Raw genomic sequence first — 26580 nt, 5'->3', positions numbered from 1 at the left:
AGTCAATTGGGTAACGATGAAATTATTTCTTTGTGAAAAACCTTCTCAAGGTAATGATATTGCCAAAGTATTAGGGGCAACAAAACGTGGTGAGGGTTGTTTATCAACACCGGATGGTCAATTGGTTGTGAGCTGGGGAATTGGGCATTTGGTTGAGCAGTTTAATCCGGAACAATACGATCCCGCTTTTAAAAAATGGGCATTTGAAACCTTACCTATCATTCCGTCACAATGGGGACTTTCACCTAAAAAAGAAACGAAAAAACAATACAGCATTGTGATAAAACTTATCAAGCAAGCACAATTGGTTGTGATTGCCACCGATATTGACCGAGAAGGGGAAACGATAGCCCGGGAGCTGCTTGATTTAGCGAAGTTTCGAGGTCAAATAAAACGCCTTTGGTTGTCTGCATTAGATGATGCCAGTATTCGTAAGGCATTAGGGACATTAAAGAATAACGAAGACACCTTACCGCTTTATTATGCAGGGCTTGCTCGTAGTCGCGCCGATTGGTTGATTGGCATGAATTTTTCTCGCCTTTTTACGTTACTCGCCCAACAAAAGGGTTATCAAGGTAAACCATTAAGTGTGGGGCGTGTACAAAGTCCTACATTGAGCTTAGTCGTTAATCGTGACCGTGAAATTAAAAATTTCATTCCAAAGCAGCACTTTACATTACAAGTCATTCTTTCTGAGGGAACGCAACCTTTTGTTACACAATATGTTATCCCTGAACAATATTGTGATGCTGATGGGCTTTGTTTATCCGCACAAGTGATACAGACTGCCAATCAGCAGATTCGGCAAATCGGTCAAGCGAAAGTTGAATCAGTTGAAACAAAACGGGAAAAACAAAGTGCGCCACTTTTATTTGCGCTAAGCGATTTACAATCTGAAGCCAATCGTCTTTATGGGTTGGGAGCGCAACAAGTGCTTGATATTGCTCAATCACTTTATGAAACTCATAAAGCAACCACCTATCCGCGTACTGATTGCGGTTATTTGCCGGAATCACAGTTAGCGGAGGCTCCGAGGGTAATTCACTGTCTCATTCAATCTGACAGCCGACTACAATCTATTGCCTCAAAACTTAATCTCAACCAAAAATCCCGAGCATGGAACGACAAAAAAATTACCGCTCACCACGGCATTATTCCGACCATGGCGAAGGTTGATATTAACAAAATGTCAGAGGAAGAATTTAAACTTTATGACCTTATCCGCCGTCGTTATCTTGCACAATTTTTACCGGTTAGTGAAACCGATAAAACCCAAATGACCTTAAAGTGCGGTCAACATGTGTTGGCTGCACGGGGGAATGTGTTGATTGCGCCCGGTTGGAAAATCTTATTTGGCAAAACGCTTGATGAAGAAGATGAATCTAAACAAGCGCTCCCGACCTTAACGCAAGGACAAACTTGCCGGGTTGTCGATACGGAAATGAAAACTCAGCAAACTACACCGCCAAACCATTTCACCGAAGGAACATTACTCACCGCAATGAAAAATGCGGCTAGATTTGTTACGGATGAGAGATTAAAACAACGGTTACGTGAAACGGAAGGGCTTGGCACAGAAGCTACTCGAGCGGGAACAATCCAAGGATTGATTGATAAAGGTTTCTTAGCCAAAAAAGGGAAATCATTGATTGCTACAAATGAAGCCGTTTCTTTGATTGATAACTTGCCGGTATTACTCAAAGATCCGGGTTTAACCGCGCTTTGGGAGCAAGCGCTAAATCAGATTGCAGAAAAAACGCTTTCACTTGATGTTTTTATGCAGAGACAAGAGCAGTTTATTCGGCAATTGATGAAAGAGTGTCTTGCAAAAGTGATCTCTTTAGGGAATATTGAAATTAAAAAGTGTTCTAAATGTGGTTCCCCGATGATCAAGCGGGAGGGAAAAAATGGTTTATTTTGGGGATGCAGCCAATACCCTAAATGTGATGGATTAGAAAGTATTGGCGGAAAACTAACAAGAAAGAAAAAAGTTGTGAGAGAAAGGGGAAATCAGATCCTCGTTTGATGTTGTTTTGTAGATTTGCTACAATTTGATTTGCAAAACCGCTTTGTATTGTCGGTCATCAATACAGAAAAATGTTCCTCAGCATTCTGAAAAGGACTCTGCTGTTGGCAGGAATGCAAACTAAACCATGCGATACGATTTTTTTGTCGCTACCTTACAAGTGATTTACTGTAAGGACAAAAGAGTATTGAGGTATTTTTTTGTCCTTGCAGTAATGCTCATTTATCCAAACCGGAGCTCACCGGTGAAACATTGAGTGCCCTTTGCATTGTAATAATGCGCGTTATATCGGTAAGAGGCTGCTTTGTTACCGAATAATAGAAGAATGTCGTTGTATTATGTTTTGACGAGGATGATACAGCACCACTTGTATTATATAGCCTGACTTATCAAATTTGTTCTTATCTGTATAGCCCCTGGTGCGTTTGCCTAGGGGCTATTTTATTGTCAAAACGTAATATTTAATTAAACCTATTTATTTTATTTTGAAGTGGCTACATTACGATCATTTCCTAATCTTAAGCCGCTATCGTTGATAGCACTTAAACATTGCTATCCCTTGAAAGAGCAATGACTCATCGTTGATGAGTAGGGAATTCAATGTCTCTCAGCGTTCTGAAAAGGGCTCCAATGGTAATTGGGAACGCTTACTTTACTTATCAATTAACCCTAGCGGGAAACATTTTTCCCGTGTTGGGCAAGGATGTTTCTCCGCTTTTTTTTACATTAGGAGAAACATTATGTCTACTCAAACTAACGCTAAAACTTATTTTAACTTACACACCACAGGCATCGGCTATTTAAGCGATATTCGCACGGTAACACCTAAAAAAGGTTCGCCTTTCTTAGCTTGCCGTATTGCCGCTTTAGTCGGTGATAACAATGATGTGGAGTATCGTTATTTCGATACCAATGTTGTTGGTAAAGAAGCCGAAAGTTTAATTAAACGTTGTGAACAAGCCGTGAATGAAAAGAAAAAAGTGCTCATTTCATTTAACATTTCTGATATATGGACTGATACCTTTACTTATTCAAAGGATACTCAGTACCATAAAAAAGGGGATGTTGGCGTGTCCTTAAAAGGGCGTTTAATTCGCATCGATATGATTAAAGTTGATGGTGAAGTTAAATATCAGCGAGAACAAAAATCGCAAAAATCGGCTGAACAAGGTGAAAATCAATAGTCAGCATGATCTTAAACAATAAAGACCAACAATGTTGTTGGTCTTTGTTTTACCGAAATAATGGTGATTTTTTCCATTACCCACAAAGGGAAGTTTTCCCTTCGTGGTGAATTTCTCTTTGTGTTATGATTAACCAATCTTAGGAGAAATTATATGGGGAATGCTATGGCAACCATTCGCTTTGATAAACTGCGCTTTGTAAAAAAATTGCAAGAGGCTAATCAATCGACCGAAATGGCCGAAGCCCTTGCAGATGCATTAGATGATGCACTGGAACAAAGCCAAAGCCCACTTGCAACCAAAGCTGATTTAAAAGAGTTAAAAGCTGAGCTTAGATTGGAAATGTCCCAATTGAGAACAGAATTAACTTCAGCCATGTACAAAATGGCAGGTTTAATTTTGGCTGGAACAGGTGTATTGATGAGCTTGATGAAGTTTATCAACTAATTCTTTCTTTTACCTTCCAAAGTGCGTTCAAATTTAACCGCACTTTTATCTTTCATTTACCCGTTGGGGAAACCTCCCCACGGATGTTTCCCCTTTGTTTTCTATGAGGAGAAACAAAATGATGGCGACCTATTTACCTTTACCAACGTTGTCCCGTAAAACAACCTATGAAAACGTGATGGAGAGCGTTTATCTCCTGAGAATCTATCAAAATGATTTGCTAGATCTAAGAGATTATCTTCGTCAACGGATTCAGTCTTCACCGGGATGGGCGGATATTTTACATCGGTTAAATACCGAGATTGCCGTGGCATCAGAGAAAGCCGATCAAGATGCGGCTTACTTAGATACCGTTGATGCGTTTAATATGGCAGAAAAATACGATGCGGGTTACTGTGCCATACCTTGGTACTTTTTTAGAGCCCCTTCTCTTTGCCGTCGCGTATTAAATCGGACACATCCTTTGGTTAAACTTTACGACAAATATGAATATTTATTTGTCGATATTGAAAAAGCCGAAGGCTATATCAGCTATTCACCTAGAAAGCTGTTTTAGATTAATTTTCTTTTACATTTTACACCCCTAAAGGGAAATAGGTTTCCCTTTGGGTGACGTATTTCCCTTACTTTTACATCGAGGAGAAATACGATGATAACTAATACTTATGCTAAGTTTGCCCCAAACGTCTTTGTTGCAAAATGCCAGGAACCCCATAAAAAGGGCGATATTATCGTTCTTACCAGCAGACATGGTAAAGAAGTTGAAGTAGAAATTCACAATTTGGTTAAACAAAGTGCGGATCACTACTTTTATTCTTTTACCCGCTGTGATGGGATGGATTGCCAAAAACGTGCTGAGCAAAGAGCGCAACGCTATCAAGATGCGGCGCATAATGCGATGAAACGTAGCCATCAGTATTTTGAGGCAGCCCAGGAAGGACGGGAATTTTTGAGTATGGGGGAGCCGATTAAAATCGGTCACCACAGCGAAAAGCGTCATCGGGCACTGATTGATCGTAATCATCGACGGATGGAAAAATCCGTTGAGGAAATGAGAAAAGCAGAAAGTTACGATGACAAAATCGCATATTGGGAAAGTCGAGCAGGAAAAATTGATTTATCTATGCCGGAAAGTCTTGAATTCTTTCAGTTTGAATTGGCAAAAGCTAAGGAAAAACATCAGAAATTGAAAGATAATCCCGAAAAACGTGCGCATCCTTTTTCGCTCACCTATGCCAAAAAAGCCGTGAATGAGCTTGAGAAAAAAGTGAAATTAGCGGAAGTACTTTGGGCATAATATTGACACTCAAGTGCGGTCAATTTTGACTGCACTTTTACCCATAGGGGAAAATCGCCTCTATGGAGGGTTTTCCCTTTGATTTATCATTTAGGGAGAACACGATGAATACTTTACCTTATAGCCATATGAATAGCACCAAATTTGGCATGCTTTCACTGAATTTTATTCCGTCGTTTTACATGAACGCAATCAGTCCCGCCTTAACCGGTTGGGAAAATGTGCTTTATCAATACGATTGCTGTGTGGAAGATGAGGAAATTTGGGCATTAGTACGAGGCAGTGAAGTAATACCGCACTTTGGTAACCTTTATCAAAGTCTCGTTTTAAATCGTTTGGAATCACTCTTTTTTGAGCTGACCGGGCTAGAAGAAGACGATGTAAACATATTCATTTTTATCAATGGTTTTGACACGCATTTTTGTATTAATGGTATTGCCGTTAATGATGAAAGTAGGTTTCAAGACACGGTAAAAATGTTTAAAAAATTACAACGTCATAAACAACGCATGCAGAAAAAAACTACATGAGTTGGGTTTACTTTAACGTGCGCTCAGATTTGACCGCACTTTACCCCATAAAGGGAATATTTTCCTTATGGGGATATTCCCTCTTTTTAGAAGGAATATCAAATGTATAAATTAGACGCAAATGAACAAACTATCTTAAATCAGGCGAAAGCAATTTTGACGAAAATAATGGAGAATACTCCAATATATCGTTCTGAAAAACAATTAACTGCACCGGAAATGATCGCGTTTCACTTCCAAACCCTAATAGGTTATGAAGAAAGAGAAATGTGTGCGGTGTTGTTTTTAGATCGTAGTCATCGTTTGGTTAAAGCTGAAATATTGTTTCAGGGTGATGTGACCTCTGTATCAATATCACCTCGTGAAATCATTAAGCGGGCATTACAGCTAAACGCGGTTTCAATTGTAATTGGGCACAATCATCCATCCGGAGATGTGGTACCCAGTTATCAAGACCAGAAGTTTACAGAGGGAATGATGAGAGCCTGTAGATTAATGGAAGTGAATTTACTTGATCACATCATTGTATCCGGTAGTGAATACTACAGTTTTTCAGAAAATAGCTTACTGATAGATTAGTTTGTACAGCCCATTGAGGGATAACATCCCCCAATGGTGATGTTATCCCCTTTACGTTTACATTAAAAAATTGAGGAGAACATCATGTGTCAAAAAAATTACCATTTAGAACTGGGTAAAACCGTTATTTCCCGTCGTATTTTAGCGGAATTAACGGTAGAGCAAATTAATCGGTTCATATCGTATCATCAATGTGGTTATGTGATGCTGGGAAGCGGTGAATGGGTTCAAACACCTTGTGATCCCAATGCACAAGTCATTGTCAGTTTCTACCAAGTAGGCAATGACACGGTCGTTATTGGCACCGATTTAGCATCAAAAAACTATCGGACGGAAGTTTTCTTCTTTGATGAAAGTGATGACTTGCAAAAGGGTTATTTTGATTGGGCGTTGTATCAGTCAAGAAAGACGCCTTTTACCCTTGGTAGGGTGGTATGCACCGCTGAAGTCAAGAAATCATTGGGTATGCAACATATCCATAGATTAATTGAAAAGCAACTGAGCTATGACTGGGGTATCATTTACCGAAGTGCTTGGGCGCACAACGATCAGGCTGTGGAAAACGGCGGACGGGTATTAAGTCACCATTATATTGGTGATGAATACGTTTATGTGCTCACTGAAGCCGATCGCAGTTCTACAACCATTATGCTCGAATACGAGTATTGATTTTAAATTATAAACTATCAAGCCTATCTACTTTTTGTGGGTAGGCTTTACTTTTTTACATACAATTAGGGGGCAAAAGGAAAGATAAATGACCGTGAAAGACATAACGAATACGCAACGAAATTTATTAAAATGGCTCGCACTTTTTACAATGTTTCTTGATCATGTTGGACTCATACTTGAGAGATATATCTCTGAATTTATATTATTTCGAGTCATTGGTCGGTTTTCTTTCTTGGCATTTGGTTTTTTAATGGCATTTAATTTGGCAAGTCGAAAATTAGACACTCGGCGTACTGTCAGTTATTTGTTAAAACTGAGTCTATTTGGTATACCGGCTCAATATGCTTACGCTTTCCTTATTCCTGGCGCAGGATTAAATATTTATGGGCAATTTATTGGGTTTATTTTAGTTATTTTTTCTTTCTCTCGCTTAATTCATCTTCAAACTATCCAATCTCAACGAGAGCAGGTTGTTTTTGTCATAAAATATGCTGTACTAGGTGGGGTAGGGGGAATTTTATCTTATTATTCGGATTATCATTTGGGCGGGCTCTTGTATTGTGTGGCGTGTTATTTTTTTGTTCGTTATTCACTAATAACAAAAATAGACCGCCAATTATGGTTTGTTGGATTAGTAGGGCTCGCATTTTTAGCAAATGAGGCTATGATGTCAGCATATTATGACACCACGATTGGCTTTCCAATGATATTGGCTATTATTATGTCTATCTATTTTATACTGTACCCATCTCAAGAGCATCGCATACCGGCTTGGTTTAATATGGAAGGGAGAAAACCCTCAAAATTTCAGACTTATTTTTTCTATGCGTTTTATCCGGTTCATCTTTGGCTATTATTGGGCGTTTTAGTACTGCTTAATCATATGTAGTACTTGATAAATTGTTTCAATCTTTTTTTTGTTTTTTCCTTAAAAACAACAATCGTTTTTTGCATAGTAACACCATCTTTTTACTATAAACTTGAGGTGACTATGAAAAAAGCGGTTTTAACCCTAGCCGTTGTAACCACATTGATGCTCTCCGGATGTGCACAAAATGCTACTTCCGATGAGTCGGTGCTTTCTCCCGGTATTCCAATGCCGACACAACAACCTATCACCACGACACAATCTACGACAATTCCGAATACGACGATTCGCCTAACAGAGCAAACCACAGGGAATGTAAAAGAGATAAATCCTTATCGTAAGGTTAGCGAGGATATTTATACCAATACAACCTACGAAGAATATCCCGAAGTGATTCGTTATGGTCGTTATACGCTCGTCACCAGTGCACCAATCGGTGGACAAAAATATCTTTTGGAGCAATTAGTCGATGTTAATGTACCGGTTAAGAAAAAACAATATACGGCGACAGTACGTCAAGGGTTGCAAACCACTTTAAATAATACCGGTTATAATTTATGTAGTTTGCCGGCAGATGAAGATGTGCGTCAGTTATTTGGACGTCTGTTACCAAAAGTCCATTATCAATTTGGCTCAATGCGATTACGGGATGCTTTACAAATGCTTGTTGGTGAGGCATTTGAATTGATTGTCGATGATACACGCCGTCAAGTCTGCTTTGAAAAACGTGCCTCAATTCCATTACCGACTCAACCCAAAGAACGGGTAGATGCGGATATCGGCATGAAGTAAATTATTTCCAATCACGATAGAATTTTTCATTACGATTTCCCAGTCTTTTTGGCATAGTCGCCTCAATGATTTTATTTATTGGAGCGACTATGAAATTTTCTAAGCCTCTCGCGTTATTGACTCCACTCTTCTTGAGTTTCCCTGCTTTCGCTACTTCCGTTTCTCAAAATGAAAATTTAACTAAGCAGGTTTTTTCTCAATCCAACACCTCTACCCAACAGCAGAATCATACTCAGACGTTGACTGAAAATAAATGGTCTGAGTGGGGATTGACCGAGCGTGATTGGCAACAATATGAAACGGTGATGAAACACGGTGCACGCGGTATTTGGACACCGAATATTGACCCATTGACAGCGTTAGGCGTAGAGGCCACAACAGAGGAAGAGCGGCAACGTTATGCGAGATTACTTGCTAAAAAAGAGTTTGAACGGACAGAAAAAGAAATCGCCTTTCAAATTGCTTATACGCAAGCATTTAATGAATTATATCCGAATATTTTGCCATTTAATGTAGGCGATAGCCAAATTCAATCCGGCAATATTCGCCGTATTATTTATTTTACCCGTATTAATGACTGTCAAGAATGTGGTCGCGATATGATGAAATTATTGAATTATGCCGGAGACACACAAGTTGACATCTATGTTGTCGATAGTCGAAAAGATGATAATAAGATTCGTGATTGGGCATTAGCGAATCATATTAATGTGGAGAAAGTCAAAAAACGTCAAATTACCTTAAACCACGATCTCAACTTGAGTTGGGCAAAATATGCAAATGGAAAAATGCCGGCTGCATTTGGTATTGATGGAGAAGGCCAGTGGATAAATCTCACTTATTAATCAAATTGGGTTGTATCTTACTTACCTTACCTTTGGTTGCACAAGCTCGGTTTAATGGATTTGGGCGTGAAATTGATACGTATATCAAAGAATCGGCAAATCGTTATCAAGTCAGTGAAACAATGTTGCGCGGGTTGGTTAAGATGGAAGACGGTTGGTATGGAAAAATCTCACCAACAGGCCCTATCGGCGTTGGACAATTTACTATGGGAACCTGGAATTTTTTAGCCAATACGGTTGAAGGATATCGTATAGGAATGCGTCCGGTAACGGCAAAAAATCGTAATACGCAATTCGATCCCCGTCATAATAAATACATCAACACTTTGGCAACCGCACTTTATGCCCGTTGGCATATAGAGCAATTTGCAGAAAGAGGAATAAAACCAACCGATGAGAATTTGTATTTAGCTCATAATATTGGTTTGGATGGATTACATCGTGCCATTTTGGGGCGTTCAACGGCTGAAGATATTCGCAATATGCGTCGAAATGGTATGAAACGGGGAATGTCGGTAAAACAATTTATCGCTTACCAAACAGGGCGGTATAACAGCCATAAGTCTATAGCAAATTTTGTATCGAAGACAGGAAAGCAAACTGAAATCGTGTGGGTTAAGCCACAGGCTCATAAAAAACGACCTTCAGCTACAGAAACAAAAACGTCGTTCTCAACAAATCAAAATGCGGTAAAAAATGCAATGATTTGGATTGAACCCAACGATAATAATGTAATTTGGATTGATAACACCGCCAATATGTAGGAACTAAAATGTTTGGAATATCATTATCTTCTAGCCCTATTCGCACTATTTTTTCATTTATACGCCAACCTATTTCTATGACAGTAAATGCGTTATTTTTGGCATTAGCTATCTATGGTATTTTTTGGTTCTATCTACTTTCACCAACCGATTTTGACACAACATTAGCTCAACTTATCGAAATAAAACCTAATACCCCTGAGTATCGGCGGTTTTTTACCGATTTGTATAGTACCTGTTTATCTTTTGGGGTGTTTATTGTCCTTGCCGAAAAAGTGGTGCGTTTTATTTGCGGTATTTTCTCGCCAAAAGGTCATGAACGAGGTAGGTTACCAAGCGGGGTATCTGTTATCCGCAGAAAAATGACACCGCAAGATATTCGATATGTCGGTGCCCATGAAGCCGGTCATCTTCTTGTTTATGGTGCATTAGGTCAATTGCCCCCTTCTATGAAAGTTGAAGTGAAAGAACACACAGATGATACGACAAGTTTGGGATATGTTTCCGCTTTTACCTCTAAACGGGTCACACAAAGTCGGTTATTTATTGAATGGCAAATGCTCGCTACCCTTGCCGGACGGGAGGGCGAAAGTATCTTGTTACAGGATAATTCGCTAGGCTCTATTTATGATAATCATGAATGGTTTAATCTTGCCCGCCTTTATTTAAAAAACCATTTTAAGGGGATTTTTTATATTGAGCCGCTCTCGGAGTTTGAATTTAATGCCAATGAAGCAAAATTAAATGCCTTAAAAGAGAAACAAACGCAGTTATTACAAGAATTTTTTAGTTTGAACTTACCGGTTTATAAGCAACTCACTTCCATGCTAATTGAAAAAAAGATTTTACATGGTCACGAGATTATTGAATTTTTTCAGCAAGCAAACATCACCTTTCCGCAAGATTTTCCTTTCCCATTTGGTCGTTTTGAAAAATTCAGTGATGAATGGCACCTTGAGGAGGAATATGGCAAAGTCGGTACTGTTGTAGATAAAAAATATTAGGGAAAAAGTAATGAAAAAATTAAATTATTTTTTATGGTTTGGATTACTCCTTTCCGTACATTCATCTGCAGAATTAAAGGTCATTGCCGATTTAGGCGGTGAAAGTGCGGTCAGATTCTATGAAGGTATTCAGCCTGTCCATACAGAAAATGCGCCCACTCATCCTAATGCTGTACCTGGGGAAATTTCTGAAAAAATGTTACTCCCTGTGGTGTCGCATAAATGGACGGTAGGTCAAGTTGAGTCAAAACCGGTTAATTTACCCGGTGCAATGCCTATTTTTTTAGTTGGCTTTGATGAAACATCAAAACAATGGTTGAAAACACATTATCAGGAATTGGTTCAGCAACAAGCAACCGGATTAGTGATTAATGTCAATACGGCGGAAGAACTTGACCAATTGCGCAATTTAGCCCCGGAATTATCATTAATGCCCGTGGCAGCAGACACGTTAGCTGATCGTATTGGTATTTATCATTATCCATTACTGATGACAGATGCTCTGATTACTCAGTAACATCGAGGTGAGAGATGAGTAATAAATATCTTGTTGAAGCATTATTACGTCCTCCTGTCGAATTTTATACGACGGCGATTTGTACGATGGCTGCCGGTCTTTGTGCTTATGCACCTTGGGCGGTAGCGTTAAAACCGCATGTAGGATATGGCATGGCATTGGGATTTGGCTTAATTGGTGCAAAACGGGCACACGAGGGTTGGCAGATTTTACGTTATCACCGAAATTTAAAACGTTTACCGTACTATGCCTTAACCAGTAAACAAATACCGGTATTTAAACGTGATCTTTTTTTAGGTAAAGGGTTTCGTTGGCAACAAAAACATACGCAGCGATTACATGATTGCTTTCAGCAATCTGCCGAAAAATACACACTTCCTTCCAAGTCTTTTACCTGGGTACGTGAATTTGAGAAAAAACATAGCGACAGTTTTATTGCTAAATTGACGTCAAAGGATAGTCCTTTTAACCCTTTTAGACCGTTACCCCCGGTTGAGGGCATTCCGGCAATTCATGGCATTGAATTAAACGAAGTCAATGTGACCGTTCCCTTAAGTAGTCGTGTAGGTCATATGTTGGTATTAGGGACAACCCGTGTTGGAAAAACACGACTTGCTGAGACATTAATTACACAAGATATCAATCGAGGTAGCCGCTTTGAAGAGCGTGAAGTCGTGATATTTATCGATCCTAAAGGGGATGCCGATATTCTCAAAAGAATGTATGCTGAAGCGAAGCGGGCAGGTCGGGAAAAAGAATTCTATGTTTTTCATTTAGGCTGGCCGGATATTTCTGCTCGCTATAATGCCGTTGGGCGTTTTAATAAAATCACTGAAGTCGCCTCTCGAATTTCCGGGCAATTAAGTGGTGCAGGGAATTCGGCAGCATTTAAAGAGTTTGCCTGGCGATTTGTGAATATTATTTCTAGGGCATTAGTTGAACTTGGACGTCGCCCTAATTATGAACAAATTGCACGCTATGTCCGAAGTATAGATTCGCTTTTCTTGGATTATGCTAGATTCTATTTCGATCGGAAAGATAAAAAAATCTGGTTGACGATTCTGGAAGCGGCAGTCAAAGTCGATCCGAATAAATCCTCGCTTGCAATGAGAGGGCGTAGTCCGGAGGTCATTGCCGTCGATCAATATATTCGTGATGAACAAATTTTTGATCCCGTATTGGATGGATTATGTAGTGCGGTACGTTATGACAAAACTTACTTTGATAAGATTGTGGCCTCGCTTTTGCCGTTATTGGAAAAATTAACATCGGGTAAAGTGGCTGAATTGCTTTCTCCGGATTATTCCGATATTACAGATACGCGCCCTATTTTTGATTGGGAAGAAGTCATCCGTAAGCGTGGGATTGTTTATATTGGGCTTGATGCACTCTCTGATTTGACAGTCGCCTCTGCTGTGGGCAATTCCATGTTTGCTGATTTGGTCTCGATGGCTGGGCATATTTATAAATTTGGGGTCAATGAAGGATTACCTCAGCAAGCCAATACGAAACAAGGTAAGATTGCTATCAATGTACATTGTGACGAATTTAACGAATTAATTGGTGATGAATTTATCCCATTAATCAATAAAGGCGGTGGGGCAGGTATTCAAGTTACGGCATACACGCAAACCATTTCTGATATTCAAGCAAGGACGCAAGATAGAGCAAAAGCCGGGCAAATCATTGGTAACTTTAATACGCTTGTGATGCTTAGGGTTAAAGAACAAGCGACAGCAGAAGTCATGACGAAAAATTTACATGAAGTAAATATATTGGAAGTGATGGCGCTTTCCGGCACAAGTGATAATACGAACCCCAATTCATATGAGGATTTCGGCTCTAATACGAGCGATAGGGTGACAGTAAAATCAAAACCGATGCTTTCTGCTGCGGATATTACGAATTTACCCAAGGGACAGGCCTTTGCCCTAATAGAAGGCTCTCAATTGTGGAAGATTAGAATGCCATTACCGGTTGAAGATAAAGACGATATGATGCCCTCATCTTTACAGCAACTTGCCGACTATATGCGAAATAACTATCGAACAACAGATTCTTGGTGGGAAGGTGTGCATCATTATCAGCCCAATAAAGAGGCGGTGGAAGCCTTTGAGGCGTTGTCTCAAAAAACATTAAGAGAATCATATGACAATGAAAAATACAAAGATTGAAATGCGAATTACCGATACACCGGATTGCCGGGTGAATCTGGATATTAATATGGGGGCACCTTTGGGATTGTCTTCAGTGGGTCAATTTGATAATGAACGACTTGTCTTTTTTGTCGAGACAATTTTTCCAGAGTGGGAAAAACATCAGTGGTCATTACATCAGCTGGACGATTACCTTTCTCAATATGGCATTGAGGTATGGAGTCATGCTGAAAAAATTAAACCCGGTACGGTACTCCCAGAAGGTTATTTTAGTTTTTGGTTACGCTTTACACAGCAATATCCCGGTGACGTGCTCGTGCAATGTCAGCGTTTATCACAACAAAAGGTGAATTAATGGCAGGAAGCGAACAAGATAAAAACCAACCAGAAAAGAAGAAAAAGGAATTCTTACCTTGCAAAGTGATTGGTATGCTAATTTTCTCGTTAATACTTAGTATCATCATTGAATGGGTAGGCATTGCTTTTCAGTACTGGGAGCCATCCGGTTATCTACACAGTAAACTGGTGATGAAAAATGAGTTCGGTTGGTTTTCTACCGAATTTCAAAAAAGCCTTCTTTATAGTACGCCCGTGGAGTTTGTGGAATGGGCAATTTTACAAACACATCATTGGTTATTTGTGCGAACCGGGGTTCAGGCTTGGCTTAATGATCCCTCAAGCTCTGAATGGGGGGCATGGACTTATCATTATCTACGCGATTACGTTGAATCAGTGCTTTATGTCATCATCACGTTCATTATTCGATTAATGATTATTGTGCTGACCAGCCCATTGTTTTTACTTGCGGCTTTAGTGGGTATTGTCGATGGATTGGTTCAGCGGGATTTACGTCGTTTTGGCGTAGGACGGGAATCCGCATTTAAATATCATCATGCTAAAAGAGCGATTTTTCCGGTTATGCTTGTTGCTTGGATATTTTACTTGTCGATTCCTTTTTCGATTCATCCCAATTGGATTTTAATCCCCTCCGCTATTTTCTTTGGATTGACAATTTCTTTTACGTTGTCAAACTTTAAGAAACATTTGTAATAAAAGAAGCCCACCTTTGTGGGCTTTAAATAAACTCTCTCACTTCTCAATAGGATTTCTCATTACAATCCTTTCCTAAATTTTGCATTATTTCTTTGCAATAAAATTAACCTTTGGAGCAAGAAATTCATGCGTAACGCTGCCTTCGTTTTTCTCTTTTCATTCGTGTGTTCAGCGGTGGCTTATGCCGATGAAACCAGTGAATTAGAACAAGCTATGAGACAACTAGAATCGGCTAAACAAGCCTTGATTCGTGCCCAAAAAAGTGCGAATGCCGGGCTGAAAAGTCGCCTCTATTTTGATTATCAAAAAGCGCATCAAGATATTAATACCGTTAAGCAAGGGATTAACCTCTACATTAACGGTGATCGCGCCCAACCACGCGACCCTCGCAAACTTAAAAGCCTTTCCGGTTACTACGATAAACTCCGGAAAAACTAACGATGTCGGACAAGTCATCTGTAGTACAAAATGCCTTTAAAGCCGGTTCAGGTGCGACACCTGGCGAACTTCATATCCTCATCATAGGCTTGATTTTTGTCAGCGTTTTCCTGGTCTTGGCGTATATTTGGGTGAATGCATTTAAAGATTTGCGGGAAGGTAACATGAAGATGAGTACCTTTGGCGGATTGATTGTGCGTGGCGTCTTGTTTCTTTGCATTATGGGCTATTTTTTATTGCGTTAGGTTTATTTTCAATATTAAGGAACATCTAATGAAAACATTCGTGAAATTGAAACAATACGGTAAACAAGCTGCACTTGCCATTCCATTATTGGCGTTACAAACCGGAAATGCATTAGCTACCGGCGGAGGCGGTAAAGGTATTCCTAAAATGGATGCTCCTAGCCGTGGTGAAGGCTCGGGTATCATTGAGAACGTTAAAAACTATGGTTTTGATATTGCCACATTACTAGGTTTATTAGTGTGTTGCTGGGCATTCTTTGTTGTAGCAGGTTCTACGATTGAAACCTTTAGAGAAGTGCGCGCCGGTAAAAAAACATGGGGCGAGTTCGGTATGATTTGTGGGGTGGGTGTAGGACTGCTTGTCGTCATCATTTGGTTAATTAGCAAAGCCATCGATATGTTGTAAGGACATCCTATGCAAGAGCATTCTCATTCAACCATTACTTTTCTCCCTGAGCGTATCAATCGCTCACCTACCGTCTTTCGGGGAATGACCATGACAGAAATTTTTGTTGTTGCAGGTATAGGGGCCGTTGTTGGGGTAGTAATCGGCTTATTGGTGGTGCTCTTATTTGGTCTTGGTTTATACATTATACCTTTGGTTGCTCTCCTTTTAGGTTGGGTGAGCATCCGTTTTGGCGGGGGATACATCGCCCGCTTAAAACGGGGAAAACCTGATGCGTGGTTTGAGCGATATATCCAGTTTAAACGCTCTCCATCAAAATTCATTACAGAAGAAACCCACTGGTCAATTCATCGTTCCCGCAAAAAAGGGCATTTCTAATGAGTATATTGAGTCGATTTAAAAACGCGTTAAGTAATGAGCGCGCCCATGTTAATTCCTTACGTTTGGTGATTGTGGGGCTTTTTATAACCTGTCTAGGATTAGGTTATGGTTGGCATAAATCACCGGATAACTTGACTATCCATGTTCCGCCTGATTTACGCTCGGGTTCAACAAAAGCTTGGTGGGAGATTCCTCCGGCTTCCGTTTATTCTTTTTCTTTCTACATCTTTCAACAATTAAATCGTTGGCCAACAGATGGTCGGGTCGATTACAAAAAAAATATTGAGGTGCTTAGTGCCTATTTCACACCGCAGTGCAAAAACTTTTTATTGGAAGATTATGCTAAGCGAGATGCACTGGGCGAACTTCGTGATCGCGTTCGGGGTGTCTATGAGATACCCGGACGAGGATTTTCAGAAAATCGGGTCACCGTTAATAGCGCCGATGACTGGGATGTCACCCTTGATTTAAGTACCGATGAATACTTTTTAGATAACCCGGTAAAACGCGTTTTAGTTCGTTATCCCTTACATGTTGTGCGCTATGACGTGAATCCGGAAGCGAATCCTTGGGGACTTGCCATTGATTGTTACCGTAGCTCTCCAAAACTCATTGAATACCGCGAAAACAAAGAACAACAGTAGGTTTTGTATGAAAAAATCAGCACGTTTACTTAAAACACTCACCGTTTCGACCGCACTTTTTTCTACCTTTTCCATTCAGGCTGAGATTTTAATGAAGTGGGATAGAACGCCATTGGCGATTGATCTCGCTACAAATAAAGAACGGATTATCTTTGTAGACAAAAATGTGAAAGTTGGCATACCTCAAAATCTACAAGGAAAATTGCGCGTACAAAGTATGGGAGGCGCCGTTTATTTTACTGCACTAGAGCCTTTTGAGTTAAATCGAATTCAATTGCGAGAAATTGGGACGGGACAAAATATCTTGCTTGATATGAAAGCAGTACAAAGCCAACGTAAGCCTGATCATATTCGATTGGTCTTTGATGAGGATGTGCAATCTAATCAGCCCGGCGTGGAACAAACCCGTGTTTCTGATTCGGTGGAAGATGACGTCAACCAAGTACGTAGCGCTTTACCTGTTCCCGCTGCATTAGTGCGCTATGCTGCACAGTCGCTTTATGCGCCACTAAGAACGGTTGAGCCACTCCCCGGCGTTCGCCGTGTTGCAATGAAATTACCAAGCTCATTACCGACATTACTCCCAAATTTAAAAGTTCGCGCAACTCCGCTTGAAAGCTGGGGATTAGATGGATTTGTCGTTACAGCAGTAAAAATACAACACTTAGAAGCCTTTCGAGTGAATTTGGATCCTCGCTATCTCCAAGGAAACTTTTATGCGGCCAGTTTCCAACATGGATGGATCGGGGAATATGGTTCGCTTAACGATACAACAACCGTTTATTTGGTGACGGAGGGAGATGTGAGTAAAGCCATCATTCCAAGCAACCTCAAAACAAAATCAAGTACGAAAAAACTTGTGAAGAAAACCGTCACGGTGCCCGCACAATAGGAGGTAGAAGATGGCCGAAGTCAAATCAAATAAATTACTTAAATATGGCGTACCTGTCGCAATATTCTTCTTTATTGCGGTAGCTGTCATTATTACCAAAAAAGCAAAACAAGAGGAAATCTCTGCAACACCGGACAATTCAGTGGTTTTTGATTTAACGGATGAAGAACGACGAGATTTAAATCTGAAAGATGGAGATACCCCTCATGACACGCTTAAAACGCTCCTGAGTGAAGTGAAAAAAGCAAAATCGGAAATGGAAAAAACACGTCGTGAAAATGCTGCTTTAAAAGGAAATTCCGCCGAGATAAATGCACGAATTAATGAAGCCGTGCAAATACGTCAAAATGAGATTGAAGCGTCATTCCAAGCTCAACTTAATAGTATGCAACAGAAACTTGAATCCATGATGTCCGGTTCAACGCAAACTACAAACCCGATGAACGCAGGGAATCAAAATAATAGTGACTTACCCATTGGTTTAGGAAGTGAAGGAAAAAATATTGCACCGGTGATGAACAATGACGCAGTCGGTGCAGATGGGATGCTCTGGGTCGATCCGGATGATATGCAATATAAAGATCAAAGTGGTAAGACGGTTGATGCGAGTGCAACTGGCGCAATTCCTTCCTTTCCTAATCTTTTCAAAAAACTTGATGACTCTCTTGTGGGGAAAGCGGCGGATGATTTAACAGGGAAAAAACGGGTTTATACCGATGAAGTTAAAGTGACACCTTATTATACCATTCCGGCTAATGCCACGCTTGTCGATGCGGTGGCAATGACCGCATTGATTGGGCGTGTACCTATTGGTGGTGCGCTCACGGATCCGTTCCCTTTTAAAGCCATCATTGGACGTGAAAACCTGTTAGCAAACGGCATTGAATTGCCGGATGTACAAGAAGCAGTGATATCCGGCACGGTATCTGGGGATTGGACGCTGTCTTGTGTACGAGGAAAGGTCACTTCAATGACCTTTATTTTCCAAGATGGACGTATTGTCTCCTTACCTCACTCTCAGCGTGAAAACGGCACGATAAGAGAAAATTCAGAGGAAGGGTTCGGTTGGTTATCCGATCCTCAAGGGGTAACTTGTATTCCCGGAGAACGTAAAACAAATGCACCGGAGTATCTGAGTACGCAATTTTTATTATCCGGGGCAAGTGCTGCAGCACAAAGTTTAGCGCAAGGTCAAACAACAACCATCGTTGATGGAGGTTCTGTTGTCGGAGCAGTGACAGGGCAACAAGGTAAATATATTTTGGGACAAGGGCTTGCAGGCGGATTAAATGAAACGGCAACCTGGGTTAAAGAACGTTTTGGCCAAATGTTTGATGCGATTTATGTTCCACCGGGTAAAACCGTTGGGATCCATATCACCAAAGAATTAGCGATTGATTACAACGAAGCAGCACGTAAAGTGAAATATAACGGCTCTTCCACTCGTAAGCATTTAGATTAAGGAGACAACATGAAAATGCGTTATTTACTCCCATTTTTGACCGCACTTTTAATGACTGGGTGTTCAACCTCTCAAGAGAAATTATTACCGGCAGGTGATCGCTCGATGGCCGAGATTTGGAAAAATGGCGGAGGTAGTTCGCAAAGTGGCATTAATGAAGCACGTGATACGCTTGATTCATCACGTCCTTTGGGAGGGCGTGATGTTGTAGGTGATGAGAATATTCGTTATACCCGGACAGCAGAAAATGAGGTCACAAACCTTTTTCCTCGTCTTCCAAATCCGGATATGACGCTCTATGTGTTTCCTCATTTAACGAATTCAGCCGAACAATTGCCTGTGCCAGGCTATACGACGGTATTCCCTTTTTATGGACGTATTCAATACGCACAACCTGGCGAAAGAACGCGTGATTATTAGGAGGAATTGAGATGCTCAATCTTTTTAAATCATCAAAATCCTCCCGACGTCCGGTGAAGCGCCATGTCGTTCAAGGCAATACTGAATTGGTTGAACCGGTAGATACCATCACGCAAGATCAGGACGAGGTGACAGAAAGTGTACCGGTCTTTATCAAACGTCAAGGCGACTACACCGTGGCCGAACATTTAAAGCAATACCATCCCATGTCCTCTTTTGTCGATAAGATACCTTATGTGGAATATCTAGACGATCGAAAAATCCTGTTATTAGAAGATGGTCGTTCTGTGGGGGCAATATTTGAATTAAATGCACTTGGTACGGAAGGACGTTCTAAAAGTTATTTGGATGAAGTGCGCACAAAAGTGTGCCATGCGATTCAAGACAGCTTTGACGAACTTGATCATCATCCTTGGGTTGTCCAATTTTATTGCCAAGATGATGAAGTCTCGATGGATTATGTTGATATTTTACGTAGTTATATTCGTCCTGATGCGCAAGGTAGTGAGTTTTCAGAGCAATGGCTCAAAATTATGACCAAGCATCTTAAAGATGTCTCTAAAGAGGAAGGATTATTTGAAGACAAGGCAGTAACCGGTACGATGTGGCGTGGGAAACAACGTCGCACACGTATGGTTATTTATCGCTATGTGGAAAGCAACTATGAGCTGGATATGGCGATTGAGGATTTAGATGCGACTTGTGAAAATGCAACCAACGCATTATTGAGTGCCGGAATTACGGCAAAACGCTTAGATGGTCACGCAGTACACCAATGGCTATTACGTTGGTTTAATCCAAAACCGGACTTATTTGATGATAAGGAAGAATTTTATCGGTCTTGTGGCTATACGCAAAAACAGACTGATGACCCGGGTGATTTGTATTTAGCCAATGACTTTTCGGAAACCTTATTAGTGAACTCTCCCCGCACAGAAGAGCATTACTGGTATTTTGATGATATTCCTCATGAAGTTGTGGTTGTCGATTCATTACGTCGAGCGCCGGAGGTTGGGCATTTAACCGGTGAAGTAAAGCGTGGTGATAACATTAATGCATTATTTGATTTGTTGCCGGAAAATTCGGTGATGGCGATGACCATTGTAATTTATCCTCAAGATTTACTGGAAAATCATTTGGTGGCCATCAGTAACAATGCACTTGGTGATAATACCGAATCAAAATATACCAAGTTAGACTGTGAAGAAGTCAAACGTTATATCAAAGATAAACATAAGCTATATCTTTCCTCTCTCGCGTTTTATTTACGTGCGGATGATAAAACCGAATTAAAACGCCGGAGCCGTAAGTTACGCTCAATTTTACAAAGTACCGGTTTAGTGCCGATACGTGAAGGCAATGAAATCGCACCATTAAGCACGTATTTACGCTGGCTCCCAATGTGTTTTAATCCGGAAGATGATGCTAAACGTCTTTATACGAAATTTAATTTTGTGCAACACCTTGCCAATTTAATGCCGGTATTAGGTCGTTCAATTGGCACGCGTCACCCAGGTATTACCTATTTCAATCGAGGTGGTGCACCACTGGATTTTGACCCATTAAATAAAGATGACCGAGCTAAGAGTGGCCATTGTTTGATCCTTGGCCCGACGGGGGCGGGGAAGTCGGCTACCTTGAACGGCAAATTTGCCCAGCTGATGGCCATTTACCGTCCTCGATTATTTATTATCGAAGCCGGTAACTCTTTTGGGCTGATTTGTGAATATTTTCAACGCTATGGTATCACTGTAAATAAGGTCTCCTTAAAACCCGGTGCAGGGGTTTCTCTCCCATTGTTTGCCGATTGCAATAAATTAGTTGCCGATCCGGAAATCCAACAAAAACAACGTGAGTTATCTGAACAAGTATTGTCCCCTGAAGGTGACTTGCCGGCATTTAAAGAGAGCGATCTGGAAAACGATGATGAGGCTGAAGAAGGCGATGCACAACGTGATATTTTGGGCGAAATGGAGATGATTGCGCGCATTATGATCACCGGAGGAAAGGTCAAAGAAGACGAGAATATGACACGTGCCGATGAAGCAATGATTCGGAAAGCGATTATCTTGGCTGCAGAAACGACTGTCGCAGAAGGAAGAACAACGCTCACGCAAGATATTCGAGATGCCTTTTATACATTAAGTAAAGATGAGAATTTGCCGGAAAGACGGCGTGAACGTGCTTACGATATGGGAGAAGCAATCGGGTTGTTTTGTCAACCGGGGAGTTTTGATGCTGAATTATTTAATCGAGAAGGGGAGATTTGGCCCGAAGCAGATGTGACCTTGGTCGATTTGGCAACACTTGCCCGTGAGGGGTATGAAGCACAGCTATCTATTGCTTATATTTCCTTAATTAACCATATCAATAACCTCGGTGAGAAATATCAATTCTCCGGTCGCCCAATCGTGAATGCAACAGATGAAGCCCATATCATCACCGTCAATGCTATGCTTGCCCGTTATAAAGCTAAAGCGGGGAAAATGTGGCGTAAATTAGGGATTTGGCTGTGGCTCGCCACGCAAAATATGAAGGACTTTCCAAATGATGCGGCGAAATTACTTTCTATGATTGAATGGTGGGAGCTGCTTTGTTTAGAAAAAGATGAAGTAGATCAGGTAAGTCGCTTTAAAGACCTGACACCGGAACAGCAGTTTTTATTACTTTCAACAAAAAAAGAGAATCGCAAATACACTGAAGGGGTCGTTCTTGCCAAAAAAATGGAAGCCCTTTTTAGGGTGGTGCCCCCTAGCCTGTATTTAGCTTTAGCGATGACCGAACCTGAAGAGAAAAAGGAACGTGCCGATATCATGAAAGAATACGGCATTTCAGAATTGGATGCTGCTTTAAAAGTCGCCGAAAACATTGATAAAGCAAGAGGTATTTATGCTAGCTAAATCTAAAACTATTTTTCAATTATCCGCCTATCAAACGGATATTCAGGTATTAAAAGATACATTAGTTGAGCCTCATTTAAGTCAAATTAATGCCTTATTAGCGCATTGCAGAAAAAAAGTGGGGGTGTTACAAGATCTTTTCATTCATCCCTATCGAGTCAGTCAGACGAATTACGTTAAAGTCACATTGATTGGTGAACTGGGAAAGTTGACATTTACTTTTGTCATCGCAGGTTATACCGAATATCCGGCTATTACAGAAAATGCACTTCGTATTTATTTGTATGTGGTTGATACTGCAGATTGCTATTGGTTTATCGAATTATTGAAGTCTGAGCTATCCACAAAATCTGTGGATAATGCTGTGAAAAATAACCAAGAACCAGGGACCGATAAGGAATACCATGAGTGATAAAAAAACAATCAAATCCTCCTCTTGGATAAAAAGTGCAGTGAAATGGCTATTCATTTCATTTGTCACTCTTGCACTTTTTATAGGATTTGCCGCCTTTTCTATGAACCATAGCGAAGGTGTGTTAGCACTTCTTTCCAATATCCGTAGCCATCGCTTTATGTGGTTAGGTATTCGAGGGGTGATTTATGCCGTTTGTGCGTATTATCTCTATCGAATTTATCACCTAGCGAAAAATGAAGAGGATAAGATTGCTTATAAGCGTCTTATTCGTGCGATGGTGATTTTATTTGGAACAGTCGAGCTGTTTAATCTATATCGTGGGTAAATCAATATGTTCATTAATTTAACGATCGATAGCTATTATGAGTATTTTTTAACATTACTTGGTTGGATTATTAGTAATGGTATTTGGGATTTGATGGTTGATACAGGTGCATTTGCGATTCCTTTTCTCGCTCATCTCATTCGTTTATTTGCCAAAGCACGTGAACAAGGTGACGATGAAGGAAATAAAGGGAAACTACTTGCCACTTGGCTAGAAAATGCGGTTTATGGTAGCTTCATCGTTATGGTTTTTACCTGTTTACCGCTTTTTAATGTCTCCTATAACACGCTGCAGTTTGATACGGCGAGAATGAAAGAATGTGGTTATACGGTACGTAAGCCAACAGATTTAGGTATGAAAGGACTTTCATCCGAATTAACCGGGCAAAGTGCCTCTTTACCTCTTTGGTGGGCATTTATTTATACTGTGGGGAAAGGCTTTACCCATGGGGCTATTGCCACTATTCCCTGTAAACCGGATTTACGTCAATTACGTTTTGATGTTCAGCACTCTCGGATTCAAAGCCCGGTGTTGCGTCAGGAAATTCAACAATTTGCTGAAGACTGTTTTTTACCTTCAAGAGCGAAGATTAGACGCCAAAAAATTGACTTAGATGAGGCGCAATCTCGAGATTTAGATTGGATTGGTTCAAGTCTTTTAATCAATACTCCAGGGTTTTATGATATCTATCGTGCGAAAACGCCTCAGCCATTTTGGCCGTATGAACTCCCTCGTGATGATGCCTTGCCAAATACCGGCAATGGCGGGTATCCAAGCTGCAAAGTTTGGTGGGCGGATCCTAATGTAGGATTACGTCAACGAATTATTGATACCGTTAATGATGATATCTTTTTACAACTTAGAAAAGCAATTTCTCCTGATCTTTACAATAGTGGGGTAGAAACGATTGTTCGGAGTGTAGTTCGTCCATCAAATCTTTATGTTTCTGGCGGTGAACCTATTTATCAAGGTTATGGCGGAAATATTGTTGGTGCAGGCGGGGAATATGCGCCGGTGCAATGGGTTAAAAATGCACTTGCCGGAACAATTTCTGCTGCGGGTATTGCTGTCGCTGATGTGGCGGCATTACCCGGATTCGATGCAATGAGAGAAGCGCTACCAATGATTCAGGGGCTCTTATCTCTTGCTGTAATTATTGCCATGCCGATTGTGATGATCATGGGGTTATACGGTGCAAGAGTAATGATTACTCTGACCTTTGTTCAGTTTGGTATCTTCTTCCTCTCATTTTGGTGGGAACTTGCCCGTTGGCTAGATACCTGGCTCATTGACACCTTATATAATAGTAATACCTACTCGGGTTCGCAAACTTGGAGTGAGGCATTAAATTGGAATTTCTCTGGGATATTAAATGAAAAAGATGGTTTGATCGTAAAATTAGTCATTGCGACAATGTTTTTTCTTTTTCCGGCATTGTGGTTTGGTATGATGTCTTGGGCGGGACTAAAAGTAGGTGGCGAACTGTCTAGTGCTATATCAAGAAGCTCTAATGATACAGTAAATAAACAAACACAGGATGGTGCGAAACAAATAGAAAGACAGATCACAAGATGAATTATAAAAATCCCCCGTTATATTAATAGCGGGGGATTTTCTTTAATTCTCATAATTATGTTCGTTGTAATCATGTCCAAAAGGATTAGAGGGATTATATTCATAGTGCTCATCGTACTCATCAAGCGGGTGTGAGAATTTACTAGTAAACTTGAATATTAAAAAAGCTAATCCAGCAACAAATGCGAACAGCGCAATAAATAGAGAAAGATAGAATAGGCTAAAAACAGTCAACCCAGTCAATACCGTATAAATAACCTTCAGTAGCCTTGGGTGTTGCCACTTTTTAAAGCGGAATAGAATATATTTAGTGCTATAGTAAGCAAGGATATACCATTGTTGAATTTGTCTTTTTCGAGGAAATTTCATAGCCCCTCCTAGTTGAAAAAACATTAATCACATATTCTTTACTAAATACCGATTTTTTATGATTTTATAAAAGATCACCAACTTTCTCTAATGGAAAAAATAACCTATTCGATTCATTTTGGAATGGGATAAATCCAAATTTTAAATAGAAATTTACCGCCCGTTCATCTTTAGCATCTACAATTAAAGCGTATGCCGCGATGTCTGAATTGATTACCCGCTTTAATGCATTACCCAATAAAGCGTGCCCTAATCCTTGTCCAGTAGCCTGTTTATCTACGGCTAACCGCCCAAGTAAGACAGCCGGGACGGTTGGGTATCGAGGAAGTTTTTTCTGTAACGTATCCGGTAAATCTCTCAATGCAATACTCATCGATGCTAAAGTATAGTATCCCATTACCTTTTGCTCTGAATCTATCGCTAAGAAACATGAAGTAACACGTCGTTTGATATCTTGTGAAACTTGCTTTTGTAGATAATGGTTTAATAGTTCGGATTCGCTTTCAAATTTGTTTCGTTCAAATTCTTTACTAAACGGAACTATCTTAAATGCAGAAAGCATTATTCCCCCAAAAGTTCAGTGCTTAAAGATAGTGCCTTTTGCATAGCTGCATTTGGGCTAGGCGGATCGATTAATGAATTTGCAAAAAGCATTTGATCATTGACGGTCAAATGAAGTATGTCATTCTGTTCAACCGTTTTTTTTGCGACAGATAATGCTGAACTGATAACGAAATCACTCAGGCTACGTCCTTCAAGAGCCGCAGCTCGTTTTAATAGTAAATGGATTTCAGGGCTCACTCGAGCTTCAAATCTTGCTGTTGCCATAAGTCCTCCTTTTTTGTTTTATTGTACGGTCTATTTCCGTACATTTCAACAATGATATGAATATTTTTTTACCACTTTCATGATAAAAAAAGAGCGGCTAAGAAGCCGCACTCTAATTAACAAAGAATAAGTTAAGGTTTCATACTGTGCTGTTCAAAGTTATGTACTAAGCCATTTGTTTTACAGGAAACAGTATCCATTTTATCTCCTTTAAACACATAAAGCGTTGGCTCTTCTACTGATTTTGAGCCACGTGGCTGTACAAATTCAACCACATAGCGCATACCATTGTTTTTTAACTCTAGTGAACTTGTGATAAAACTGGAACCGGTGGCAATGTAAGAATTTTCACTTGATAGCACTTGTTTCGCCGGGTTTTTAAAGGTCGTTTTTCCATAAGTGAATTCGTAATCATCACCGACTTTAATAATTTTCACCGGCGTACCATTTTGGGTATTGCAAGAGAAAATTGTATTGTTGGTTGCAAAAGCAGGGAGCGTGCATAGGCTGAGAGCGGTGATAGCTAGTAATTTTTTCATAAATACT

The 26580-nt window shown here is 40.3% G+C and carries 33 protein-coding genes; 29 read left to right on the top strand and 4 right to left on the bottom strand.

The genetic code is table 11. From position 1 onward, the window contains the following. Positions 1 to 16 precede the first annotated feature (16 nt). The 29 genes from FEE42_RS05290 to FEE42_RS05150 all read left to right on the top strand — a co-directional run bounded on the left by FEE42_RS05290 (position 17) and on the right by FEE42_RS05150 (position 24837). A complete protein-coding gene (locus FEE42_RS05290) occupies positions 17 to 2026 on the top strand; it encodes a DNA topoisomerase III (RefSeq protein ID WP_164027871.1) in 2010 nt (669 codons plus the stop codon). A gap of 740 nt (positions 2027 to 2766) precedes the next feature. After that, positions 2767 to 3210, top strand: coding sequence for an STY4534 family ICE replication protein (locus FEE42_RS05285; RefSeq protein WP_164027870.1), 444 nt, complete (start codon positions 2767 to 2769; stop codon positions 3208 to 3210). 165 nt (positions 3211 to 3375) lie between these two features. Beyond that, positions 3376 to 3657 carry a hypothetical protein gene (locus FEE42_RS05280; protein WP_237184485.1) on the top strand — a complete coding sequence of 94 codons (282 nt, stop codon included), beginning with the start codon at positions 3376 to 3378 and terminating at the stop codon, positions 3655 to 3657. 118 nt (positions 3658 to 3775) lie between these two features. Beyond that, positions 3776 to 4213 carry a hypothetical protein gene (locus FEE42_RS05275; RefSeq protein ID WP_164027869.1) on the top strand — a complete coding sequence of 146 codons (438 nt, stop codon included), beginning with the start codon at positions 3776 to 3778 and terminating at the stop codon, positions 4211 to 4213. A gap of 93 nt (positions 4214 to 4306) precedes the next feature. Beyond that, positions 4307 to 4954 carry a DUF3560 domain-containing protein gene (locus tag FEE42_RS05270; protein ID WP_077477564.1) on the top strand — a complete coding sequence of 216 codons (648 nt, stop codon included), beginning with the start codon at positions 4307 to 4309 and terminating at the stop codon, positions 4952 to 4954. Between the two features lie 104 nt (positions 4955 to 5058). After that, the gene (locus FEE42_RS12660; protein WP_077477566.1) at positions 5059 to 5484 is read left to right on the top strand and encodes a hypothetical protein; all 426 of its coding nucleotides are present in this window, start codon (positions 5059 to 5061) and stop codon (positions 5482 to 5484) included. Positions 5485 to 5586: 102 nt separating this feature from the next. Further along, the gene (locus tag FEE42_RS05260) at positions 5587 to 6063 is read left to right on the top strand and encodes a JAB domain-containing protein (RefSeq protein ID WP_077477568.1); all 477 of its coding nucleotides are present in this window, start codon (positions 5587 to 5589) and stop codon (positions 6061 to 6063) included. Between the two features lie 84 nt (positions 6064 to 6147). Then, positions 6148 to 6732, top strand: coding sequence for a hypothetical protein (locus FEE42_RS05255; protein WP_077477570.1), 585 nt, complete (start codon positions 6148 to 6150; stop codon positions 6730 to 6732). Positions 6733 to 6820: 88 nt separating this feature from the next. Continuing rightward, entirely contained in the window at positions 6821 to 7624 is an 804-nt protein-coding gene (locus FEE42_RS05250) for a TraX family protein (RefSeq protein ID WP_164027868.1), read from the top strand. A 102-nt stretch (positions 7625 to 7726) separates the two neighbouring features. Then, a complete protein-coding gene (gene pilL2, locus FEE42_RS05245) occupies positions 7727 to 8395 on the top strand; it encodes a PFGI-1 class ICE element type IV pilus protein PilL2 (RefSeq protein ID WP_164027867.1) in 669 nt (222 codons plus the stop codon). Positions 8396 to 8484: 89 nt separating this feature from the next. Continuing rightward, positions 8485 to 9240, top strand: a complete 756-nt coding sequence (locus FEE42_RS05240; RefSeq protein ID WP_164027866.1) for a TIGR03759 family integrating conjugative element protein — start codon at positions 8485 to 8487, stop codon at positions 9238 to 9240. Further along, a complete protein-coding gene (locus FEE42_RS05235; protein WP_237184484.1) occupies positions 9219 to 10004 on the top strand; it encodes a hypothetical protein in 786 nt (261 codons plus the stop codon). Before FEE42_RS05240 ends, FEE42_RS05235 begins: the two co-directional genes overlap by 22 nt. A gap of 8 nt (positions 10005 to 10012) precedes the next feature. Further along, complete coding sequence (locus FEE42_RS05230) at positions 10013 to 11008, top strand: hypothetical protein (protein ID WP_164027865.1); 996 nt, start codon at positions 10013 to 10015, stop codon at positions 11006 to 11008. Positions 11009 to 11018: 10 nt separating this feature from the next. Next, positions 11019 to 11525, top strand: a complete 507-nt coding sequence (locus FEE42_RS05225) for an integrating conjugative element protein (RefSeq protein WP_164027864.1) — start codon at positions 11019 to 11021, stop codon at positions 11523 to 11525. A gap of 14 nt (positions 11526 to 11539) precedes the next feature. Beyond that, positions 11540 to 13699, top strand: a complete 2160-nt coding sequence (gene traD / locus FEE42_RS05220; protein WP_164027863.1) for a type IV conjugative transfer system coupling protein TraD — start codon at positions 11540 to 11542, stop codon at positions 13697 to 13699. Further along, entirely contained in the window at positions 13680 to 14036 is a 357-nt protein-coding gene (locus FEE42_RS05215; RefSeq protein ID WP_164027862.1) for a hypothetical protein, read from the top strand. The genes traD and FEE42_RS05215 overlap by 20 nt, the downstream gene beginning before the upstream one ends. Then, complete coding sequence (locus FEE42_RS05210; protein WP_237184483.1) at positions 14003 to 14731, top strand: TIGR03747 family integrating conjugative element membrane protein; 729 nt, start codon at positions 14003 to 14005, stop codon at positions 14729 to 14731. Before FEE42_RS05215 ends, FEE42_RS05210 begins: the two co-directional genes overlap by 34 nt. A 129-nt stretch (positions 14732 to 14860) precedes the next feature. Further along, entirely contained in the window at positions 14861 to 15172 is a 312-nt protein-coding gene (locus FEE42_RS05205; RefSeq protein ID WP_164027861.1) for an integrative conjugative element protein, RAQPRD family, read from the top strand. A 2-nt stretch (positions 15173 to 15174) separates the two neighbouring features. Continuing rightward, positions 15175 to 15417, top strand: coding sequence for a TIGR03758 family integrating conjugative element protein (locus FEE42_RS05200; RefSeq protein ID WP_077474526.1), 243 nt, complete (start codon positions 15175 to 15177; stop codon positions 15415 to 15417). A gap of 28 nt (positions 15418 to 15445) precedes the next feature. Continuing rightward, the gene (locus FEE42_RS05195) at positions 15446 to 15823 is read left to right on the top strand and encodes a TIGR03745 family integrating conjugative element membrane protein (protein WP_164027860.1); all 378 of its coding nucleotides are present in this window, start codon (positions 15446 to 15448) and stop codon (positions 15821 to 15823) included. Positions 15824 to 15832: 9 nt separating this feature from the next. Beyond that, positions 15833 to 16201, top strand: a complete 369-nt coding sequence (locus FEE42_RS05190; RefSeq protein ID WP_164027859.1) for a TIGR03750 family conjugal transfer protein — start codon at positions 15833 to 15835, stop codon at positions 16199 to 16201. Further along, positions 16201 to 16848: a PFL_4703 family integrating conjugative element protein gene (locus FEE42_RS05185; protein WP_174435483.1), complete on the top strand. Its 648-nt coding sequence runs from the start codon at positions 16201 to 16203 to the stop codon at positions 16846 to 16848. The genes FEE42_RS05190 and FEE42_RS05185 overlap by 1 nt, the downstream gene beginning before the upstream one ends. A gap of 7 nt (positions 16849 to 16855) precedes the next feature. Then, positions 16856 to 17740: a TIGR03749 family integrating conjugative element protein gene (locus FEE42_RS05180; RefSeq protein WP_164027858.1), complete on the top strand. Its 885-nt coding sequence runs from the start codon at positions 16856 to 16858 to the stop codon at positions 17738 to 17740. A gap of 10 nt (positions 17741 to 17750) precedes the next feature. After that, the gene (locus tag FEE42_RS05175; protein WP_164027857.1) at positions 17751 to 19202 is read left to right on the top strand and encodes a TIGR03752 family integrating conjugative element protein; all 1452 of its coding nucleotides are present in this window, start codon (positions 17751 to 17753) and stop codon (positions 19200 to 19202) included. A 9-nt stretch (positions 19203 to 19211) separates the two neighbouring features. Further along, the gene (locus FEE42_RS05170) at positions 19212 to 19622 is read left to right on the top strand and encodes a TIGR03751 family conjugal transfer lipoprotein (RefSeq protein WP_164027856.1); all 411 of its coding nucleotides are present in this window, start codon (positions 19212 to 19214) and stop codon (positions 19620 to 19622) included. Between the two features lie 11 nt (positions 19623 to 19633). Then, the gene (locus tag FEE42_RS05165; protein ID WP_164027855.1) at positions 19634 to 22522 is read left to right on the top strand and encodes a conjugative transfer ATPase; all 2889 of its coding nucleotides are present in this window, start codon (positions 19634 to 19636) and stop codon (positions 22520 to 22522) included. Next, complete coding sequence (locus tag FEE42_RS05160) at positions 22512 to 22934, top strand: hypothetical protein (RefSeq protein WP_077476063.1); 423 nt, start codon at positions 22512 to 22514, stop codon at positions 22932 to 22934. Before FEE42_RS05165 ends, FEE42_RS05160 begins: the two co-directional genes overlap by 11 nt. Further along, positions 22927 to 23262 carry a hypothetical protein gene (locus tag FEE42_RS05155; RefSeq protein WP_077476061.1) on the top strand — a complete coding sequence of 112 codons (336 nt, stop codon included), beginning with the start codon at positions 22927 to 22929 and terminating at the stop codon, positions 23260 to 23262. The genes FEE42_RS05160 and FEE42_RS05155 overlap by 8 nt, the downstream gene beginning before the upstream one ends. Before the next feature lie 6 nt (positions 23263 to 23268). After that, the gene (locus FEE42_RS05150) at positions 23269 to 24837 is read left to right on the top strand and encodes a conjugal transfer protein TraG N-terminal domain-containing protein (RefSeq protein WP_077476059.1); all 1569 of its coding nucleotides are present in this window, start codon (positions 23269 to 23271) and stop codon (positions 24835 to 24837) included. Between the two features lie 42 nt (positions 24838 to 24879). On the opposite strand, the gene FEE42_RS05145 is transcribed toward FEE42_RS05150, so the two are convergent. The 4 genes from FEE42_RS05145 to FEE42_RS05130 all read right to left on the bottom strand — a co-directional run bounded on the left by FEE42_RS05145 (position 24880) and on the right by FEE42_RS05130 (position 26573). Further along, positions 24880 to 25206 carry a hypothetical protein gene (locus tag FEE42_RS05145; RefSeq protein WP_077476057.1) on the bottom strand — a complete coding sequence of 109 codons (327 nt, stop codon included), beginning with the start codon at positions 25204 to 25206 and terminating at the stop codon, positions 24880 to 24882. Positions 25207 to 25270: 64 nt separating this feature from the next. Next, positions 25271 to 25768 (bottom strand): GNAT family N-acetyltransferase, encoded by a 498-nt coding sequence (locus tag FEE42_RS05140; protein WP_077476055.1) that lies wholly within the window; start codon positions 25766 to 25768, stop codon positions 25271 to 25273. After that, entirely contained in the window at positions 25768 to 26034 is a 267-nt protein-coding gene (locus FEE42_RS05135; protein WP_077476053.1) for a type II toxin-antitoxin system TacA family antitoxin, read from the bottom strand. Before FEE42_RS05135 ends, FEE42_RS05140 begins: the two co-directional genes overlap by 1 nt. A 131-nt stretch (positions 26035 to 26165) precedes the next feature. Beyond that, complete coding sequence (locus FEE42_RS05130; protein ID WP_077476052.1) at positions 26166 to 26573, bottom strand: hypothetical protein; 408 nt, start codon at positions 26571 to 26573, stop codon at positions 26166 to 26168. Positions 26574 to 26580: the final 7 nt, after the last annotated feature.

Origin of the sequence: Rodentibacter caecimuris (genome assembly GCF_010587025.1) — a bacterium.
Lineage (GTDB): Bacteria > Pseudomonadota > Gammaproteobacteria > Enterobacterales > Pasteurellaceae > Rodentibacter > Rodentibacter caecimuris.
This window is presented reverse-complemented; position numbering and strand designations above follow the sequence as displayed.